General features: G+C 35.4%; 18 protein-coding genes. 8 read left to right on the top strand and 10 right to left on the bottom strand.

Features of this window, described 5'->3' with window-relative positions:
* Positions 1 to 80: 80 nt before the first annotated feature.
* Positions 81 to 1,814, top strand: coding sequence for an alpha/beta hydrolase-fold protein (locus CLV90_RS05725; protein ID WP_133686517.1), 1,734 nt, complete (start codon positions 81 to 83; stop codon positions 1,812 to 1,814).
* A gap of 5 nt (positions 1,815 to 1,819) precedes the next feature.
* Here the strand turns inward: CLV90_RS05725 and CLV90_RS05730 are convergent, their stop codons facing one another.
* Positions 1,820 to 3,337, bottom strand: a complete 1,518-nt coding sequence (locus CLV90_RS05730) for a hypothetical protein (RefSeq protein ID WP_133686518.1) — start codon at positions 3,335 to 3,337, stop codon at positions 1,820 to 1,822.
* Between the two features lie 69 nt (positions 3,338 to 3,406).
* On the opposite strand from CLV90_RS05730, the gene CLV90_RS05735 reads away from it, so the two are divergent.
* Positions 3,407 to 4,378, top strand: coding sequence for an aldo/keto reductase (locus CLV90_RS05735; RefSeq protein WP_133686519.1), 972 nt, complete (start codon positions 3,407 to 3,409; stop codon positions 4,376 to 4,378).
* Between the two features lie 4 nt (positions 4,379 to 4,382).
* Here CLV90_RS05735 and CLV90_RS05740 read toward each other — a convergent pair whose 3' ends face one another.
* The 6 genes from CLV90_RS05740 to CLV90_RS05765 all read right to left on the bottom strand — a co-directional run bounded on the left by CLV90_RS05740 (position 4,383) and on the right by CLV90_RS05765 (position 8,941).
* Complete coding sequence (locus CLV90_RS05740) at positions 4,383 to 5,225, bottom strand: transporter substrate-binding domain-containing protein (RefSeq protein WP_133686520.1); 843 nt, start codon at positions 5,223 to 5,225, stop codon at positions 4,383 to 4,385.
* Between the two features lie 10 nt (positions 5,226 to 5,235).
* The gene (locus CLV90_RS05745; RefSeq protein WP_133686521.1) at positions 5,236 to 5,661 is read right to left on the bottom strand and encodes a VOC family protein; all 426 of its coding nucleotides are present in this window, start codon (positions 5,659 to 5,661) and stop codon (positions 5,236 to 5,238) included.
* Between the two features lie 2 nt (positions 5,662 to 5,663).
* Entirely contained in the window at positions 5,664 to 5,915 is a 252-nt protein-coding gene (locus tag CLV90_RS05750) for a DUF7218 family protein (RefSeq protein ID WP_133686522.1), read from the bottom strand.
* Positions 5,916 to 5,972: 57 nt separating this feature from the next.
* On the bottom strand, positions 5,973 to 6,812 hold the full coding sequence (locus CLV90_RS05755) for an alpha/beta fold hydrolase (protein ID WP_133686523.1): 840 nt from the start codon (positions 6,810 to 6,812) through the stop codon (positions 5,973 to 5,975).
* Positions 6,813 to 6,877: 65 nt separating this feature from the next.
* Positions 6,878 to 7,432: a hypothetical protein gene (locus CLV90_RS05760; RefSeq protein WP_133686524.1), complete on the bottom strand. Its 555-nt coding sequence runs from the start codon at positions 7,430 to 7,432 to the stop codon at positions 6,878 to 6,880.
* Between the two features lie 3 nt (positions 7,433 to 7,435).
* Entirely contained in the window at positions 7,436 to 8,941 is a 1,506-nt protein-coding gene (locus CLV90_RS05765) for a helicase HerA-like domain-containing protein (protein WP_133686525.1), read from the bottom strand.
* Between the two features lie 171 nt (positions 8,942 to 9,112).
* On the opposite strand from CLV90_RS05765, the gene CLV90_RS05770 reads away from it, so the two are divergent.
* Entirely contained in the window at positions 9,113 to 9,745 is a 633-nt protein-coding gene (locus CLV90_RS05770; protein WP_133686526.1) for a 7-carboxy-7-deazaguanine synthase QueE, read from the top strand.
* Between the two features lie 16 nt (positions 9,746 to 9,761).
* On the opposite strand, the gene CLV90_RS05775 is transcribed toward CLV90_RS05770, so the two are convergent.
* Positions 9,762 to 10,673, bottom strand: coding sequence for a hypothetical protein (locus CLV90_RS05775; RefSeq protein WP_133686527.1), 912 nt, complete (start codon positions 10,671 to 10,673; stop codon positions 9,762 to 9,764).
* Between the two features lie 45 nt (positions 10,674 to 10,718).
* Complete coding sequence (locus CLV90_RS05780; RefSeq protein WP_133686528.1) at positions 10,719 to 11,432, bottom strand: class I SAM-dependent methyltransferase; 714 nt, start codon at positions 11,430 to 11,432, stop codon at positions 10,719 to 10,721.
* A gap of 75 nt (positions 11,433 to 11,507) precedes the next feature.
* Here CLV90_RS05780 and CLV90_RS05785 point away from each other — a divergent pair, with 75 nt between their 5' ends.
* The 4 genes from CLV90_RS05785 (at position 11,508) to CLV90_RS05800 (ending at position 14,354) form a co-directional block, all read left to right on the top strand.
* Positions 11,508 to 11,999, top strand: coding sequence for a YkgJ family cysteine cluster protein (locus tag CLV90_RS05785; protein ID WP_133686529.1), 492 nt, complete (start codon positions 11,508 to 11,510; stop codon positions 11,997 to 11,999).
* Positions 12,000 to 12,050: 51 nt separating this feature from the next.
* The gene (locus CLV90_RS05790) at positions 12,051 to 12,749 is read left to right on the top strand and encodes a tRNA-uridine aminocarboxypropyltransferase (RefSeq protein WP_133686530.1); all 699 of its coding nucleotides are present in this window, start codon (positions 12,051 to 12,053) and stop codon (positions 12,747 to 12,749) included.
* Positions 12,750 to 12,804: 55 nt separating this feature from the next.
* Positions 12,805 to 13,305 (top strand): hypothetical protein, encoded by a 501-nt coding sequence (locus CLV90_RS05795; RefSeq protein ID WP_133686531.1) that lies wholly within the window; start codon positions 12,805 to 12,807, stop codon positions 13,303 to 13,305.
* Between the two features lie 194 nt (positions 13,306 to 13,499).
* A complete protein-coding gene (locus tag CLV90_RS05800; protein WP_133686532.1) occupies positions 13,500 to 14,354 on the top strand; it encodes a sterol desaturase family protein in 855 nt (284 codons plus the stop codon).
* On the opposite strand, the gene CLV90_RS05805 is transcribed toward CLV90_RS05800, so the two are convergent.
* A complete protein-coding gene (locus tag CLV90_RS05805) occupies positions 14,343 to 15,578 on the bottom strand; it encodes an exo-beta-N-acetylmuramidase NamZ family protein (RefSeq protein WP_133687029.1) in 1,236 nt (411 codons plus the stop codon). The genes CLV90_RS05800 and CLV90_RS05805 overlap by 12 nt on opposite strands.
* A gap of 3 nt (positions 15,579 to 15,581) precedes the next feature.
* On the opposite strand from CLV90_RS05805, the gene CLV90_RS05810 reads away from it, so the two are divergent.
* Positions 15,582 to 16,823, top strand: a complete 1,242-nt coding sequence (locus CLV90_RS05810) for an ABC transporter permease (protein WP_133686533.1) — start codon at positions 15,582 to 15,584, stop codon at positions 16,821 to 16,823.
* Positions 16,824 to 16,829: the final 6 nt, after the last annotated feature.

Genomic DNA, 16,829 nt, shown 5'->3' on the forward strand with positions numbered 1-16,829 from the left:
GAGTATAAAACGTTGAAATTTTAGTCTTGGTATTTGATGTGATTATAGAATACTGTACCTTTTGTGAAACATTTATCCTTATGAGAAAAATTCTTTTGGTTCTAGTGGTCGTAGCTTTTGTAATGGGGTGTTCAGAACCTCCTAAATTAGAGCGTAAGTTTACCATCAATGTAAGTTATTCAGCTGAGGTAGATTCTTTGGCAAAAGATGGTCGTTTGCTGCTTATGCTATCTTCCGACGATAGCAATGAACCAAGGTTTCAGATTAATGACGGACTCAACACGCAACTCATTTTCGGTATGAATGTAGAGAATTGGGCTAAAGATTCTGTGTTGACTTTTGATGAAACTGTATTCGGTTATCCGTACGAAAGTTTAAAAGATGTCCCACCAGGGGAATATAATGTTCAGGCACTTTTAAACGTGTATGAAACTTTTAATTTGTCTACCGGTCATACAGTTAAGTTGCCGATGGATAATGGCGAGGGACAGCAATGGCAAAAATCCCCGGGTAATTTATATAGTAAGCCTTTTAAAATTCGAGTTGCAAGTAACGGCTTCGAAAATGTGTCGGTAGATTTGAATCAAGTGATTGCGCCAATTGCAGAACCAGAAGATACCAAGTGGATAAAACACGTAAAGGTGAAGTCAGAAAAACTTTCCGAGTTTTGGGGAAGAGATATTTTCTTAGGCGCTCATGTATTATTACCAAAAGGATTTGAAGAACATCCGGAAGCTAAATATCCTTTAATGGTTTTTCACGGACACTTTCCTTCCGATTTTGGCGGATTCAGAACTACGCCTCCAGATCCTAAAATGAAACCAGAATATTCTGAACGATTTAGTTTAGAAGGTTATAATGTTATTGAACAGCAAGAAGCCTATAATTTTTATAAGCGATGGAACGAACCAGATTTCCCTCGTTTTATCATTATAGAAATTCAACATCCTACACCATATTATGATGATTCTTATGCGGTAAACTCTGCTAATCAAGGTCCATATGGCGATGCGATTACCTATGAGCTAATCCCTGAAATAGAAAAGCAGTTCAGAGGAATGGGCGAGGGGTGGTCCCGTTTTCTTTATGGCGGATCAACCGGCGGTTGGGAAGCTTTGGCAGTACAAGTAAAATACCCAGATGAGTATAATGGTTGCTTTGCGGCATGCCCAGATCCTATAGATTTTAGAGCATATACCTTAACGAATATCTATGAAGATGAAAACGCATATTTCTATAAGAGTGCACACAAAACATTAGAAGTACCATCGCATCGTAATTATCTAGGGCAAATACAATCTACCTTAAAACAAGGAAATCATTTAGAATTGGTGTTGGGAGATAAATCGAGATCCGGACAACAATGGGATATTTGGGAAGCAACCTATTCTCCGCAAGGTGATGATGGTTACCCAGAGCGGATTTGGGATAAAAAGACCGGCGATATCAATCCTAAGGTAGCCGAATACTGGAAAGAGAATTTCGATCTTCGTCATATTCTAGAACGCGATTGGGATAAGTTGGGTGATAACCTAAAAGGGAAAATTCATATCTATTGTGGCGATATGGATAATTACTATCTAAACAATGCTGTCTACTTGATGGAAGATTTCTTGGAAAGTACTACGGATCCTTATTATGAAGGGGAAGTAAAATATGGAGATCGAGATGAACATTGTTGGAACGGCGATCCAGACCAACCTAACGCTATTACCCGTTTAAGATACAACAGCATGTACGTGCCTAAGATTATGGAGCGTATAGAGAAAAGTGCTCCTAAAGGGGCAGATTTGACAAGTTGGAGGTATAAGTAGATCTATTAAAAACTTAGTGTTTTTTTAAAGCTAAATCCATCGCGATTTGAAGAATAATTTGGCTGAGTAATTAATTGATTTTGATTAAAAGTATAGTCGTAATTTTTGTAAAGGGTGCAGGTTAAGAATTTACTTTGGTCGGATGTTTCATTAAAATTCATATTTATCCCGAGATTTAATAATGTTTCATTTATTATTTCGGGTATTTCGATAGTTTTATGAAGTATGTCAATATTATCTTTTTCAGAAGTTATAATACTCCAGCTTACGGTATTTGATAAATCGGGGGTTGTAAGTATAAGATTTAAGCCTAAATAATCATACTCTCCAGAAATATTTACGGTATTACCACCTTGTAATATGTTAACATTCGGAGACTCAATTTTCTTATTGGTTATATCCTGATTTATGAATATTTCACTACTATTTTCTGAATATGCTAATCTAGCTTGATTAATTTCAAATTCATCAATAAGTGGTATTTCAATAATGTTATTGTTTGCATTTCGCGATACAAATGCTTCGTAGAATTTATTATTTTGGAAATCATTATTATCAATAAAACCATATAAATTTAATCTGAAATTTGACGAAACTGGTATTTCAAGTTCTTCAATGTTAGTAAGTGATTTGGAATCACCTAAGACATATTCGGTTTTGTTTATGTCATCTATAAAGAAATATTTAAAATCGTCAAAAGTGTTTAGGTTATCAGAAGAGGTAGTTATTAGGAAGTTTTTAGTTTGAGCCAATGAATATATTAAAACGTATTCTGAGTTGTCTCGACTCACGATGGTGCTATTGAAATTATTTGCAATTAGTGCCGGTGTTATTTCTGAAGTGAAATTTAAAGACTCAGTTTTTGGAAAAAAATATGGACTATTAAAGTTGTAATCTGCATTGACAACAGTACCTGGTTTTATATCAACAAAGGATAACAATTGATAAAACCCATTAAATAATGTAGGAAGTTCATATCTCGTGACTATTAAATCTTCTTTAATAAAATTATTGTCGGTGTAGAATATACCATCATTTATACCTTCTATTTGTTTTATGTCAATTAGAATTCCAGATTGATTATGTATAGAAATATATCTCAAACCCTGAAGTGGATTTTCTTTTTGGTAGAATGTCTGGTCTTCAAAAAGAAGTTTTTTTATTTCTATGTTAACATCGAATGATGTTTCTTGGTTTTGAGAATCTGTGGATTTGATTTTTAAAATATGATTTCCAATATTAAATAGAAAAGGGTCAATTGTATATTCAAAAGATTTTTCAGTACTGGAAATTAATTCTTGATTATCGATATACAATTCAGTTTGTACATTATAATCAGATTCAATTGTAATCAAGAAATTGGTTTCTATTTCAACATAACTAAGATTTTCCGAAATAGAAATAACTGGTTTATTAATCATTTCTTGTTCAATCATTCCTTCTGTTGACTCATCATCGCAACTAATCCAAGTACAAAATAATAGTGAAAATATAATTCTGTAGAAAACTCTTAATTTCAACATACAAGAAAAGTTAGATTTTAATTATAACGAAACCTTTAAATTATTATTTTCATTGATTAAGTTTATCATATGAAATACAGAAGATTCGGAAGAACAGATTGGCAAGTAAGTGAAGTAGGATACGGAATGTGGGGAATGGCTGGTTGGACGGCTAGTGACGATGCTCAATCTGCGAAATCATTGGACTTAGCAGTTGAAAACGGAGTCAATTTCTTTGATACCGCTTGGGGTTATGGAGAAGGACATAGTGAGGAGTTGCTTGGGGAGTTGGTAAAAAGACATCCTTCTAAGAAGTTATATACAGCAAGTAAGATTCCACCAAAAAACTTTCAGTGGCCGGCAAAACCTGAATATACTTTTGAGAACTCCTATCCGACAGAACATATTATGGAATACACGCATAAGACGCTAAAGAATTTGGGTCTGGAGCAAATAGACCTCATGCAATTTCATACATGGGATGACGGTTGGAGCGACAGAGAAGAATGGCAACGCGCTATTGAAGATCTAAAGACTTCGGGCAAAGTTGCAGCAATGGGCATTAGTATGAATCGTTGGGAGCCGGAAAATGGAATCAAAGCTTTAAAAACAGGATTATTAGATGCTGTACAGGTCATTTACAACATATTCGATCAAGCGCCAGTAGATAAGCTGTTTCCGTTATGCAAAGAGCTTGATATTGCAACCATAGCACGTGTGCCTTTTGATGAAGGTACATTGACAGGAACTATGACGAAAGAAACTACGTTCCCCGAAGGCGATTGGCGTGGCACCTATTTTGTACCTGAGAATTTGATTTCTTCTGTAAAACATGCTGATGCTTTAAGACCATTGATTCCTGAAGGTATGACCATGGCTGAAATGGCACTTCGTTTTATACTAATGAACGATGATGTAGGTACTACCATACCTGGTATGCGTAAGCAACGTAATGTATTGGCGAATACAGCTGCTAGTGATGGTAAATTGTTGTCTAATGAGCTGTATGAAGAATTAAAAAAGCACCGTTGGGATAGAGTACCGACTTCTTGGTCGCAGTAATGATTTATTGATGTTTGTTAATTTCTTTATGAAGTAACTTAATAAGTAAGCTATCTTTTTTCTTTTCTAAAAGCCAGTTGTCTACTACAGTTTTAAATATGCTGTCTTTTGGAAGAAGATATCCAAAATCAAAACTGTTGAATGGGGCATTTGGATTTACAGCAGCTAGTTCTTTATGAATTTGTTGTTGAATTAATGTTTCAATCGCATCGGTGACCATAACATCTGCTTCATTGACTACCAATTTTTGAAAAATACTCAAGTTGTCTTCGTTAAGAATTAGGGTAGCTTCTGGGAAGTTTGCCCTTGCAAAAGCTTCATTGGTGCCACCTGGATTAAATATAACTCTTACCTCTTTGTTATTAATCTTTTCAATTGAATTATATTTTAATGCATTCTCATCTCTAGTAATAGCAGCTTTACCACTTGAATATACTGGTATACTAAAAAAGGATGTTTTTTTTCTTTCAGGAGTAATTGTAATTCCACACATACCAATGTCAAATTTATTTTCCATTAAATCTGACATTAGTGTTGGCCAGCTAGTTTCAATGAATTCAACTTTTACACCTAAAGACTTTGCTAAATCCTTTCCCATTTTTATATCAATTCCGGTATAGTTGCCGGTTGAATCTATTATATATGAAAAAGGCTTAAAATCTCCTGTTGTACCAACTCTTAAAGTTTGTTTTTGGTAAATATTATTTAGTATATCAGAACCACTTTCAATACTACTATCAGTATAATTTTTTTTTGAATTGGATAGTTTTGGGCTACATCCTATTTCAAAGCAGATTACTATAGTAAATAATAATATTTTTAAATAGTGGTCAAAAGATTTAAACATAGGTATTGGTCTATTTGGCAAACAACTGCTCCATATCTTTAAAAGCTTTAAATTCTAAAGCATTGCCGGCGGGATCATAGAAAAACATGGTAGCTTGTTCTCCAACTTTACCTGCAAAACGTACATAAGGTTCAATAACAAATGTTACACCTTTGGATTTTAGCTCTTCTGAAAAACTTTGAAACGTATCCCAGGGTAATACTACTCCGTAGTGCGGTACGGGAACATCATGACCATCAACGGGATTATGGTGCACACTTTCAGTCTCTGACTTAGGTTTGTAATGAATCACCAATTGATGTCCGAATAAATTGAAATCTACCCAGTGGTCACTACTACGACCTTCTTCACAATTTAAAATATCTCTGTAAAAAGTTCTGCATTCCGCTAAATTATGAACGGGAATGGCAATATGGAAAGGTGTTACATTTTGCATAATCAGTTATTTCTTAAGGCTGAAATTAACTCTTTTTTGCTCATTTTCGAACGTCCATCGATACCAATTTCTTTAGCTTGGTCATAAAGTTCCTTTTTGGTTCTTTCTTCATAGGTTGAAGCTTTACCGCCTTTCTTTCCCGCATCTTTAGTATTTGCAATACGTGCCGCTTTTTCTTTACTATAACCTTTGTCTACTAAAGCTTCGTATTGTTTTTCGTTCTGTATTTGTGGTATGTTGTTTGACTTTGCCATTTTTATTTTAAAATTAAATAAAAAGTGACTTTTGGGTGTGCTGTATACAATCGGAAATTATCCTTCTAAAAAAGAAACTATTTTATCATTTACGCCATCTTGGTGCATAGAATGCCCTAAACCTTCTGTACTTACCAATTCACTTCCTTCCCAATGTTTATGCACATCGACCGACGCGTGATAGGGAGCAATCTTATCAAACTTGTCATGAAAGAGTAAGCCTTTCTTTATGTTGCTCTGAACAAATTTGGAGCTTGAAAATTCTTCTACCGTAAATTTGAATTTGTTGTACACTAAGTCTTTTAATGCTTTTAAAACCTTATCGTTGAAACCTAGTAAATTCTTATAATGCGCCAGTATCTCATGAAACTCTGATGGTGAACCAATGGTCACTATTTTTTCAATGGTTTTGTTTGGGTGTAAAGACTCATTGTATAAAACGGTCATGCCACCCATGGAATGTCCAATAACAGTAGTTGGTCTGTATTTGGTCAATACTTGTTGCACGGTATCGGCATATAAAGGTACATGAAGGTTGCCACCTGAGGAATACCCGTGTGCGGGCGCATCAAAAGCAATGATATTATAATCTGCTTTTTGTAATCTTTCTATGAGTTTATGCCAACGCCAGGTATTACTTTCCCAACCGTGTACTAGTAAAACGGTTTCTTTGCTTCCGCGCCAATTGTAAACTTGAATTTCATTTTCATCTAACGATAATACCTCTAGTTTAGCTTGGTCTAAAAATGCTTTTTGATTTGGTAGTACACTACCTTTTCTAACCTTTATAAATACTAAAAAAGCCTTGTAAGCGGCTTTCTTTGGAGAAAACCAGACAAGGATGTTAAAGTAGAATCCGATTAATTTAGGTATGAGCTTTTGAAGGAATACGGGCACCTGATAAAATTTTGAAATGTATATAAAATATCCGAAGGATATCAAATTTTAGGGTTTTAAGAATATCAATCCCAACCGACCATCATGTATTTTACTTTTGCAGTATCTGGTATTTGTACCTCTTCAATAGTACTGTTGGCATTATATCGAAGGCTTTCAGGTAGTTCTTTTTTATCTATGGTGAAATATAGATCACTGTCTTTTAATAGAATCACCACATTGTTCATAGATGTAATGATCTTTTTAATAGGATAGTTTTCTCGTATCTCTTTAAAAGTACTTACTTTAGAAATGCCTTTATCCGTCACAAATCTGTCATCATTGATGATAACGTTCTGTATAGTAGCGATGCTATCGTTATTTGGTGTTAAGGTCAATAGTAAAGCACCACCTCTTTCGTAAATTTTTATTTTACTGGCTCCATTACCGAAATTTAGCTTGACGGTATCTTGAACTACCGAGTCTTTTTCGAATATTAATTCAATATCACGTGCTAAGCTTTGCTTGGATAATCTACCAACTTGATCGCCAGATATTTGAAAATCTGTATTCTTCTCGTCTGTGCAATTTACCAGTAAACCACAGCAGAAAATTAATAAAAGGGTATATCTAAAATTCATATGCTATCTCATCACTTTTTTTAATACACCAAGTACACCTCTTATAAAAGTGGCACTTGTTAATACTTTTAATACCGGATTCTGTCTTGTGCTTGTTCTACTAGATGTTTTTCTAGCAGCCGGTTTGTTTTTTTCTTTTTCCGCCAATTTTTCTGCCTCCTCAATCTTTTCGTTCAAGATTTCATAAGCACTTTCTCGATCAATTACTTCACCATATTTTTTTACTAGTGATGATCTATCGTTTACCTCTTTTAATTCTTTATCGGTCAAGACATCCATACGGCTCATAGGTGCACGTAGTAATGTAGCCGCAAGTGGCGTAGGTCTACCTTTTTCATCTAAGGCAGATATCAAAGCCTCACCAATACCTAATGAGGTAAGTACTTCTTTGGTATCGTAAAACTCAGATTCGGGGTAGTTTTCTGCCGTCAATTTAATTGCTTTTCTATCTCTAGCGGTAAAAGCCCTTAATGCATGTTGCACCTTTAAACCTAATTGCGACAATACATCATTTGGCACATCTGTTGGGTTTTGGGTAACAAAATACAAACCAATACCTTTTGAACGTATCAGTTTAACAATACTTTCTATTTGATCTAATAATGCTTTTGAAGCTTCTTTGAAAATAAGATGTGCTTCGTCTATAAATAAGATTAATTCTGGTTTGTCGCTATCACCTTGTTCTGGGAAGGTGTCATATATTTCTGCCAATAGACTCAACATAAATGTAGAGAATAACTTAGGTCTGTCTTGAATATCGGTTAGGCGTAGAATATTAATATAGCCTCTACCTTGCTCATCTATACGGGTAAGGTCATTTACATCGAAAGATTTTTCACCGAAAAACAATTCGGCACCTTGTTGCTCTAATTCAATAATTTTTCTAAGAATGGTACCGGTAGAACTTGTAGAAATACGACCGTATTCTTTTGTGAATTCTGACTTACCGGCTCCTGTTGCATATTGCAATACTTTTTTGAAATCTTTTAAATCTAGCAATGGCATTTTTTGGTCATCGCAGTATTTGAATACTACGGCAACAATACCCGATTGCGTTTCAGAGAGGTCAAGTATACGTGATAATAATACTGGTCCGAATTCAGAAACCGTGGCTCTCAACTTTACACCATCTTGTTCAGATAACGAAAGTATCTCAACAGGAAAGCTACTTGCTACAAAAGGGAAACCGATTTTAGCATGGCGTTCATCAATTTTAGCGTGACCGGGACTAGGTTGTGCCAATCCGCTTAAATCTCCTTTTAAATCCATCAGCATTACAGGAATACCTTTTTCAGATAAATTCTCTGCAAGCACTTGCAATGTTTTTGTTTTACCAGTACCCGTTGCACCTGCAATAAGCCCGTGCCTGTTTAAAGTTTTTAACGGAATTTTTACGAATGCATTAGTAACAGCTTCACCATTTAGCATGGCTGCGCCCATATTAATGTAATCGCCTTTCGTAGCATATCCCTTTTCTATATGCTCAAAAAAATCTTCGGTACCGGCCATTTTATATATTTTCGATAAAAATAGGGGATTTTTAACCAAACCTAAAAACATGTGTAGCCTTAAATATCACGACTTTTTAACATTTGACGTACGAACAGTACGCGCCTGAGTACAGAATTTACCGGTACGTACTTCTAATAGAATTTGTCAACTAAAACGTATCTTTGCCGAATGAAAAATGAGGAGGTATTGGAGAAAGTGAATAAAGGGGTGTATTTACCCTTAATGGAAGAGTTTTATACCATACAGGGTGAAGGCTTTCATAAAGGAACTGCAGCTTACTTTATTCGTGTTGGCGGGTGTGATGTTGGTTGCCATTGGTGTGATGTAAAAGAGAGCTGGAATGCAGAAACGCATCCGCCTACTGCCATTGAGCAAATTGTTGATAATGCCGCTAAATATTCTGATACTATTGTAATTACAGGCGGAGAACCTTTAATGTGGGATATGAACCCGATTACAAAGGCATTAAAGGAAAAAGGTCTAAAAACACATATTGAAACTTCTGGTGCCTATACACTTTCTGGCGATTGGGATTGGATCTGTCTTTCACCTAAGAAGAATAAATTACCTGAAGGTCGTATTTACGAAGAAGCCCATGAGCTTAAAGTTATTGTTTATAACAAGCACGATTTAATTTTTGCTGAAGAGCAAGCTGCGAAAACCAACACCAATTGCATTTTATACTTGCAGCCAGAATGGAGTGTTCGAGATAAAGTGGTACCTATGATTGTTGACTATGTAATGAACAACCCAAAATGGAAAGTGTCTTTACAAACGCATAAGTATTTGAATATCCCTTAAATAATAGAATTCATAATTAACGACCACCATTAGCTTGAATATCTAATACACATTCGGCATCTAAAGCTACCGTGTTTGTAGTTTTAGCAGTATGCTGTTGTTGTAGTAAGCTTAAAACGGTTGTGCCAGATAATCTACAGCCAGATTTTACGCCGTCTTCGTATTGCGCAAGAGTATTTGATTGTAAAGATTTACCAGAAGAACCACCGAATTGTAATTCTGCACGCATAAGGCAAACAGCTTGGTTGCAATGGTTATCAGGAACTAATTGTCCGTCTTCGTTTTCAGATTCAGACTCATGGTCATTTACCATATCAGAACCTAAATTGACCAAACCAAATAGGTGACCGAATTCGTGGTTTAAAGTGGTCGTTTCTACCTCTGCTTCGCTAATAGAAGAACTTAAACTAGCTAAATCTCTTACGGTAGCTTCATGTATAACCATAGACGTGTTGCGGTAAACAGCACCTAACGTTACAAGTCCGCCTTCTAGATCATCACCTTCTGCTGGTGCATCTGCAAAGTAAATATAGATAGCCAATGTGCTACCGGTATTAAAGGCTGTTCTGTTCGAGGTTTCTAAATCTGCAATTTCTTGTAGTGTAAGCTCATCTTCTGACGGACTAGATAATTCTTTATATACTAACTCAATATCTTCTTTGAAGGTGTGCTCTTTTAGATAGGCTGTAAAATCTGTCATTGCAGCTTCGGTCGGTTTAAAACCTGTTACATATGCTATTTCAATTAGAAGTTTATCGTAGGTATCGTTAGAGAGAATGTCATTGGCAGAATCTCCTGTTGCCAGTAAATTAGCAGCCTTGTCAACTTTGGCTTCTGAATTTTCACCATCAGAATCTGAAGAACTTTTAGAGCAAGAAACGGTAAATGCCACAATACCAATTAGCAATAAACTTTTGAACTTATTCATAAAATTGTTTTGTACAAATAGCATAACGAAAAAAAAGAGTCGCTATTACTTCATTTGCGTCAATCTTGCTAAATAGTCGTAATGTTCGCCCTCCATTACAAGCTCACATGTTAAATTACTATAATTTGCTGCTCTTTGTAGCGTGTTGTAGTCTACATATAACCAAGGGAAAGATGTACTCTTTTCCTCTTTATATTCCATTTCAAAGCTTACTTCACCGTAGTAATTAACGTTATCGGGAATCCAATAACCACCATCTTCGTCATCTTCGAACATATAAATAATGTCACTTGAGTCTAATAGAATTTGTCCATCGTCTTTTAAGAGCGATTTTAATTTAGAGAAAAAAGCTTCCAATCCGGCTAGTGTTCCTGCCAGACCAACGCCGTTCATTAAAATTAGAATGGTATCGAATTGCTCACCTTCGTATTTTAGTAGTTCGCAGTGTGCATTTTTTTTGAGTCCGCGTAATTTACTTACTTCAATTGCGCCTTTTGATGCATCTAGCCCTATAACCGAAAAACCTTTTTCTTGTAAATACAGTCCATGACTACCAGCACCACAGCCAACATCAAGTACGTTGCCCTTACATAATTGTAACGCCTTTTGCTCTAGCTCGGGCATTTCTTTAAAACCCCTGAACATATAGGGTAGCGGTAAAACATCATCTTCAAGTAGTGATGAATATGTGTTAATATCCTCAGTGTAGTTTCCGTTCTGATAATCTAAAAGTGCCGTGCCTAAAATGTCGTTGTTCAAAATTCTTGTATTTCTAGTTGCAAAAGTCTAGCTTTTTGGTACTACTTCGCTAGTTTTGAAGAATTAATTTTGCACATGGAAGAGGTTTTACGAGAATTGCCGCAAAAGGCAAAAGAAAAACATAACGAGAATAAAAAGTTCTTTGTCAAGCTACGAAAGAAGCCGCCAAAGAATCTGGACTATATCATGCAAGAACTCCATGAGGCTGAATTTGAGCGTACCGATTGTTTAACCTGTGCCAATTGTTGTAAAACTACCGGACCGTTGTTTACCAATGCAGATGTGGAGCGTATTTCAAAGTCGTTTCGAATGAAACCCCAGAAATTCATCGAAACCTATTTACGGGTAGATGAAGAAAATGATTTTGTGCTACAAGAAACCCCATGTACTTTTTTAGGATCGGATAATTACTGTTCTATTTATGATGTACGCCCAAAAGCTTGTCGCGAGTTTCCGCATACAGATCGAAAGAAGTTTCAGCAAATAAGTAATCTTACCCTAAAAAATGTAGCTATTTGCCCAGCTGCTTTTAATATTGTGGAGGAAATGAAGAAGTTGATTAACTAAGTAGAAAAACAATAGAATTTCATATTGCAAGTCGAAATAAATAATTCAAGAATGAAATGTTACAAATGTATGAGACCTTCTAGTACCTGTATTTGTAAGCATATTAGTACCGTCAAAACCAATACGCGTTTCATTATTTTGATGCACCCAAAAGAGTACAAGAAAGAAAAAAATGGAACTGGGTGCATGACGAATCTTCAGCTTGAGAATTCAGAAATTATAGTTGGTGTCGATTTTAGTAATAATGAGCGTGTCAATGAAATATTGAACGATGAGAAAAGTAGTTCTTTCTTACTCTATCCTGGTAAAGACAGTTTTAACTTATCTCAGAGAAATGGTTCAGAAATGAATTCTTTTATGGGTAAAAATCCTCACCTCTTCATTCTCGATGGTACATGGCCCTGTGCCCGTAAAATGCTTAAGCTAAGTACGAACTTGCAAAAATTAAATCGGGTAAGTTTTGATAATAGTATAGCATCCAAATTTATAATCAAGCAGCAGCCAGAGGCGCTTTGCCTTAGTACTATTGAATCGGTTTATACAGTATTAAACTTGCTTGACAAAGGTGGAGTGGAACAATGCAATACGACGGACTTCCTAGTCCCGTTTGAAAAGATGATCGAACATCAACTCGACTATATTCTAAATCCGGATAATAAAAACTATAACTCAACTGCGAACAGAGAGATTGGGTCGAAGACGATGTATAAGAATAACAAGGAAAGAAATGTTGTTTTTGAGTTGGAGTAGGTGATATAGTTTTTTCTATAAAACTCAGATAAATTATTTAACCAAAACTATTCTAATGAAACGTATTCTTAATTTTTCTTTATTAATGATTACCTTTTTGGTGACCTATACTTCTGTTTCACAAGAAGATTTTCTAAATATTGAGGTTGTAAATACAGTGTTTAATGCACTGAAAGAGCAGAGTGAGAAAGAATTTCTAAAAGTACTGCCTACTAAAAACGAAGTTGAATATCTTATTCCTATAGTTAAAGAAACTCAACCTAATGATAATGTTCCGTCTGTAGATGCTATAATTTTAAATTTTGAAAATAAAGCTATTGAAAACTATAGAAGAGTGAGTGAAAGAGGTCGCTCGTTCGGTGTGTTGTGGAAAGATATCATTTTAGAAAAAGTAAGTTTTAAGAGTAATCCTGATAATAATGTGCCTATTGAAAGAGGAAGTATAACCTTAGAGTGTTCAAATAAGGACAAGAAGTTTCTGATTGTTTTGAAAAAAGTATATAAAATACAAGATACCTGGAGGGTGATGGATTCAATAAAGTTTACCCTTTTGTAATCTATTATGCTTATGCGTAATTGACTTATGATTTCTTAATAATCAAATTTTGCAGCTTAAAATTAAGTAAAAGTTTATTATATTGAGTGTTTGTTTGCGAATTTGTCAGAATTTACATATTTAATTGTAGATACTTTAATTTTGAGTTCAAGTTCTGTGTCGCATATTTATAACTTAAATAACTCACTTTTATAATGGAACATATTATAACATATTTCGAATCAATCCCTGCAGCTCACCGATCACTTATTTTAGTTGGTGGAATTACTTTTTTTTGGATACTAGAAGGTATCGTACCGCTGTTTAATGGAAGCTATAATAAATGGAAGCATTCGCTGCCTAACTTCTTTTTTACACTGACTACGATAGTTATAAATTTCCCGCTGGCATTTTTGTTATTAAAAACTTCTGATTGGGCGGTTGCCAATGATTTCGGAATCATTAATTGGTTACCAGAAATGCCATTATGGGCATATGTATTTTTGGGTGTAGCGCTGTTAGATTTAATTGGGGCTTACACGGCTCATTTAGTAGAGCACAAAGTAAAACCTTTTTGGATGGTACATTTGGTACATCATACGGATCATAATGTAGATACGACTACTGCGAACAGACATCATCCGTTAGAAAGTATCATTCGTTATATATTTACTTTAGTAGGTGTTTTTGTAGTTGGTGCGCCGGTGGGTATTATCATGTTGTACCAAAGTCTTTCTGTTGTTTTATCTCAATTTAACCATGCCAATATTAAACTACCAAAGGGTGTAGATAAGGCTATAAGCTATGTGCTTATTTCTCCTGACATGCATAAAGTGCATCACCATTATGTATTACCATATACAGATTCTAATTACGGTAATATATTCTCGTGGTGGGATCGTTTATTCGGTACTTATATGCATTTAGATAGAGAGAAAATCATCTACGGTGTAGACACCTTCCCCGATGAAGTGGCGAATGGTCAAATAAGTTCGTTGTTGAAATATCCTTTTGTTGGGTATAGAAAACCAACCACTGATATCGCTGGTGAACAGCCTTTAGTAAAGTAAATACTTTGCTCTTATCTTTTTAAATTTTTCAATGTCTGCTTGCCAAGTCGCTTTTATTTCGGCATTGGTGGCTCCGGCTTCAATTTGCTTTTGTAGTCTGTCGTTACCTGCATGAATAGTGAATCCGCTGGTGATAAAGAATTTACTCTTGTCAACCGAATTGGTATAGGCATCTATAATGTAATCCATCGTTACCTCGTTCATACGCTCCGTTTTTGATAGGTCTTTTCCGTAGCATAATTTCCCTTCTTCCTTTGGGTATTTAGAACCAAAATTGGGTTCAGGAGTATAGGTGAAATCATACACTTTCGAATCTAAAAATGAAGCTCCGTAGCGCTGAAACTGAAACTCCGTTCCACGACCTGCATTAATGTTGGTGCCTTCGAACATTCCCAAGCTTGGGTATAAAGTAATAGAGGTGTCATTAGGTAAGTTTGGAGAAGGTCGAATTGGTAGACTATAAAACATATCATGCGTCCAGTTTTCTAAAGGGATCACCGTTAAATCTACTTTTTTATCACCTTCTAACCATAGTTCATCATTGATCATGTTGGCATATTCGCCAATGGTCATTCCGTATACTAACGGAATTTCTGTCATCCCTAGAAAAGAAGTGTGTGCTGCTTCCATAGTTGGTCCGTCTACGTAATGTCCGTTCGGGTTTGGTCTGTCTAACACTATAATAGGAATTCCTTTTTCGGCACAAGCTTCCATCACCAATTGCATGGTTGAGATATAGGTATAAAAACGAGCGCCCACATCTTGAATATCGAATAACACCAAATCTAATCCTTCTAATTGCTCTTGACTTGGTTTTCTGTTTTTACCGTGTAACGATATTAAGTCTAATCCTGTTTTTACGTCTGTACTATTTTTTACATGCTCACCTGCATCAAAATTGCCTCTGAAACCATGTTCTGGTGCAAATACGTGTTTAATATCTACATCTAAATAAAGTAAGCTATCTACCAAGTGGGTGTGTCCGCCAGACTTAAATATAACACTGGTTTGGTTGGCGACAACGGCTATTTTCTTTCCTTTCAAAAGTGGTAGATATGCTTCCGTTCGGTTAGCGGCGACCACAATTTCTTTTGCTTCTTGCTCAATTTGTGGTTCATCGGTTGTTGATGTGGTAATGGCTTGCTTTTTGGTTTCGTTTCCGCAGGTAGCCAATACCAAAAACCATAATAAAACTGTACTTTTGAAATTGGATAAAAATAACATCATTTGAATCTAGAATATTTTATCGCCAAACGGCTTATAAAGGGTAAGGAGCATAAAATTAGTATATCTGCACCGATAATAAAAATAGCCATTGCAGCAATTGCAATCGGGGTGATTATGATGTTGGTCGCTATTGCTACAGGACTGGGATTAAAAGAGAAAATACGTGAGAAAATAACTGCTTTCAACGGTCACGTACAAATCTATAATTACGATAATAATAATTCTGAAGTTTCTGTCGTGCCCGTGAGTACGGAGCAAGAGTTTTATCCGGACTTCAAAATGGTTGATGGCATTGTGCATATTCAAGCCGTAGCTACCAAGGCGGGCATTATTCGTACCGAAGAAACTTTTGAGGGTATTATAGCCAAGGGTGTCGGCAAAGAATATAATTGGGAACCGTTCGATGAGTTTTTGATCGAAGGTGTTTTACCTGATTATTCGGGAGAGCTAAATTCTGATGTGCTTATTTCTAGAATAATGTCAAATCGTTTGAACTTAAAAGTGGGAGATTCTTTCTTTACTTTTTTTCTGCGAGATGATGCCGCTGATAAAATACCTAACCAAAGAAAATTCACCATCACCGGAATCTACGATAGCGGATTTGAAGAAATTGACGGACTCTATATATTTACAGACATACGCCATATTCAGCGCATGAATAAATGGAAAGATACCGAGATAGGTAATTTTGAGGTATTCTTAGAGAGTTTTGATGATATAGACGAGAAAAATATAGAGATAAGGTCAAAAACATTTTCCACATTGGATAATAGAACTATAAAAGATAAGTACTACAAGATATTTGAATGGATAGGCTTGTTCGATTTTAATATCGCCCTTATCATTGGGATCATGATTATAGTTGGTGGTATCAATATGATTACCGCATTGCTCGTTTTAATATTAGAACGTACACCAATGATCGGTATTTTAAAAGCATTGGGTACTAATAACTGGAGTATAAGAAAAGTCTTTTTATACAATGCCGCTTACCTTATTATTGTTGGTTTATTTTGGGGTAACCTTATTGGTTTAGGTATTATTTTTATTCAAGAGAAGTTTCGGGTGTTTAAATTCCCGAACCCGAAAGAATACTACATAGAATACATACCGGTAAGCATAGATCTTTGGACAATTCTTCTTTTAAATACTGGTGTATTGTTTCTGTGTCTGTTGATGCTTTTGATCCCGTCATATATTATTACGAGAATTACACCGGTAAAAGCTATTCGATTCGAGTAGTTTACC

This window comes from Maribacter spongiicola (genome assembly GCF_004364165.1).
Lineage (GTDB): Bacteria > Bacteroidota > Bacteroidia > Flavobacteriales > Flavobacteriaceae > Maribacter > Maribacter spongiicola.